Here is a 3,291-nt window from a genome sequence, read left to right on the forward strand (position 1 = left end):
GCTGTGCTCTAACCAGCTGAGCTATATCACCAGGAGGCAAGCCCGAGACTATAGAGGTCTAATCTCCTTCTGTCAATACTTTTTCCGCATTTCCCTCTTAATTTTATCCACAGGCCCCGGCAGCTCATCCGGCGCGGCGTTCCGCCAAGGCTTGCTGCACCCGCGCCAGCACCTCGGCGGTGGCCTCCGGGCGGTTGCAGTCGATGCTGATGCGCTCCGGCATGGAGCGCAGCCAGGTCAGCTGGCGCTTGGCCAGCTGGCGCGTGGCCGCAATGCCTTTCTCGCGCAGCGCCGTGGCATCGATGCTGCCGTCCAGGTATTCCCACATCTGCCGATACCCCACACAACGCATCGACGGCAGCCCCAGATGCAGGTCGCCCCGCGCGCGCAAAGCGGCGACTTCACGTTCCAGCGCGCCACCGCGCAGCATCAGGTCAAAGCGCAATGCAATGCGCTCATGCAGCACCGCGCGATCGGCTGGTTCCAGCGCCAGCGGCAGCATCTCGAACGGCAGCGGCTCAGGCGGCTTCTGCGACAGCAAGGACGACATCGGCTGCCCCTTCAGCAAGCTGATCTCCAGCGCACGCTGGATGCGCTGGCTGTCAGTCGGCTTCAGTCGCGCAGCCGTGACCGGGTCCAGCGTCGCCAGGCGCGCATGCATGGCCGGCATGCCGATCCGTGCCGCCTCCTCATCCAGTTGCGCACGCAATGCCGGATCGGCCTGCGGCAGCTCATCCAGGCCGTCACGCAGCACCTTGAAATACAGCATCGTCCCGCCCACCAGCAAGGGCAGCTTGCCGCGCGATGCAATCTCCAGCGTGAGCCGCAGCGCATCCTGGCGGAACTGCATGGCCGAGTAAGCTTCGGTCGGGTCGATGATGTCGATCAGGTGGTGCGGCACGGCAGCCAGCTCTTCCGGGCTGGGCTTGGCGGTGCCGATATCCATCTCGCGGTAGACCAGGGCCGAATCGACGGAAATGATTTCGCAGGGCAGGTGGCGGGCAATCTCCAGCGCAGCGGCAGTCTTGCCGGACGCAGTGGGGCCCATGATGGCCAACGCCAGAGGCAGTTGCTGGGTCATCACACGATCCTTACTGGCCACGCAGGAAGAGCTTGTCCAGATCCGACAGGCCCATCTGGGTCCAGGTCGGACGGCCGTGGTTGCACTGGTCGGAACGTTCGGTGGCTTCCATCTGGCGCAGCAGCGCATTCATCTCCGGCAGCGTCAGACTGCGATTGGCACGCACCGCCGTATGGCAGGCCAGCGTACCGAGCAGTTCGTTGCGGCGCTCCAGCAAGACACGCGAACCACCGTACTCGCGCACATCGCGCAGGACGTCGCGGGCCAGCGTCTGGGCGTCAGCGTTCTTCAGCAGCGCCGGGACGGCACGCACGGCCAGCGTGGTCGGGGACATCACGGCAATGTCGAAGCCCAGGGCCGACAGCGTTTCCTGATGTTCTTCCACCGTGCCCACTTCCACCGGATCGGCATAGAAGGTGACCGGGATCAGCAGCGGCTGCACGAACATCTCGTTGCCATCGAGCGCGGTCTTCAGTTGTTCGTAGAGGATGCGCTCATGCGCAGCATGCATGTCCACCACCACCAGGCCGGCCTGGTTCTGCGCCAGCACGTAGATGCCATGCAGTTGCGCCAGCGCGAAGCCGAGCGGGAAGTCGCCATCCGGCAGGGGGGCGGCGGGCTGTGCAGCGGACTGGAAGGCTGCGCTGTTGAAGCCTGCCGCCGCATTGCCACTGTCGCTCTGCCCGGCAGGCTCGCTGCGGAACATGTTGCCGTAGGCCGCGCGGTCCTGGCGTACGCCGAAGCCGCCGCTGCCCGGTCCGCCGTTGCCGGCAAAGGAGAACGGGCGCGGTTGTTCAGCGAACTGGGCGGAGAAGCTCTGCTGTTTCTGTTCGCGCATCCAGGGCAGCGGGGCATTCGGGCCACTGGCGGGAGCGGGCGCGCCCTCGGCGCTCTCGGTCTGTTGCTGCGGCAGATTGCCGAAGGACACGGCCGAGGTCTGCGCCAGCGCGCGCGAGACCGCGTGAAATACGAACTGGTGCACCGCGCGACTGTCGCGGAAACGCACTTCGATCTTGGATGGGTGCACGTTCACATCCACCAGCGCCGGGTCCAGCGTCAGCGACAGCGCATAGGCCGGATAACGGTCGCCATGCAGCACATCCTGATAGGCGGCGCGCACGGCGTGGGTGAGCAGCTTGTCACGGACGAAGCGGCCGTTGACGTAGAAATACTGGCCATCGGCGCGTGCCTTCGAGGCCGTCGGCAGGCCGACGAAACCATGCAGGCGCAAGGGGCCCGCACTCTCGTCGAGCGGCAGACGCGCATTGGCGAATTCGTCACCGAGGATGTGCGCGCTGCGCTTGGCGAATTCACCGACGTTCCAGTGATCGACCGTCTTGCCGTTATGCGACAGCGAAAAACTCACATCCGGACGCGCCAGCGCAATACGCCGCACGACCTCGGCGCAGTGGCCGTATTCGGTCTGTTCGGACTTGAGGAATTTGCGGCGCGCCGGGGTGTTGAAATACAGGTCCTGCACGTCGATGGTCGTGCCCTGTGCGCCTGAGGCCGGGGCCACGGTACCGAATTGGGAGCCGGTGATTTCCCATGCATGCGGGGCATCGGCGGTGCGGCTGGTTACCGTGAGCTGGGCCACCGAGGCGATTGAGGCCAGCGCCTCGCCGCGGAAGCCGAGCGTGGAGACATTCTCCAGGTCAGTCAGCGACGCAATCTTGGACGTCGCATGGCGCGCCAGTGCCAGCGGCAATTGCTCAGGTGGAATGCCGCGTCCGTTGTCGGTGATGGCGATGCGCTTGACGCCGCCTTGCTCCAGGCGCACGGTGATTTGCGTGGAGCCGGCATCAAGCGCGTTCTCCAGCAATTCCTTGACCACGGCGGAAGGACGTTCGATCACCTCGCCAGCGGCAATCTGCGAGATCAACTGATCGGGCAGGGCCTGGATGGGGCGGTGGGACGGGGCGGCAGCCGGTTCGGAAGCGGGGGAGGAGTGCGGTGCGTTCATGGCGGGATTATACCTGCCGACGCCAGGGGCCGGATGTGACGAAGCCGCCCGGGGGCGGCTTCTTGGGAGCGGATGCGATCAGGGTTTTCTGCAGGGCAATCGTTGGATCGCCGCGCAGAAAATCATGCAAACGATATAAATGATTTACACACGGAAGGTGCTCACTGCGGCAGCCAGGCGCTCGGCCTGCTGCTGCAGCGATTGTGCAGCGGCTGCGGCCTGCTCCACCAGCGCTGCATTCTGCTGG

At 65.2% G+C, this 3,291-nt stretch carries 2 protein-coding genes; both read right to left on the reverse strand.

Features of this window, described 5'->3' with window-relative positions; all coding sequences use genetic code 11:
* Positions 1-124: 124 nt before the first annotated feature.
* On the reverse strand, positions 125-1,081 hold the full coding sequence (miaA, locus tag B3873_RS02985; protein ID WP_286863950.1) for a tRNA (adenosine(37)-N6)-dimethylallyltransferase MiaA: 957 nt from the start codon (positions 1,079-1,081) through the stop codon (positions 125-127).
* Between the two features lie 10 nt (positions 1,082-1,091).
* Positions 1,092-3,044, reverse strand: a complete 1,953-nt coding sequence (gene mutL, locus B3873_RS02990) for a DNA mismatch repair endonuclease MutL (RefSeq protein WP_209567993.1) — start codon at positions 3,042-3,044, stop codon at positions 1,092-1,094.
* Between the last annotated feature and the right edge of the window lie 247 nt (positions 3,045-3,291).

This window comes from Herbaspirillum sp. UBA812, assembly GCF_002296545.1.
GTDB classification, from domain to species: Bacteria; Pseudomonadota; Gammaproteobacteria; order Burkholderiales; family Burkholderiaceae_D; genus Herbaspirillum; species Herbaspirillum huttiense.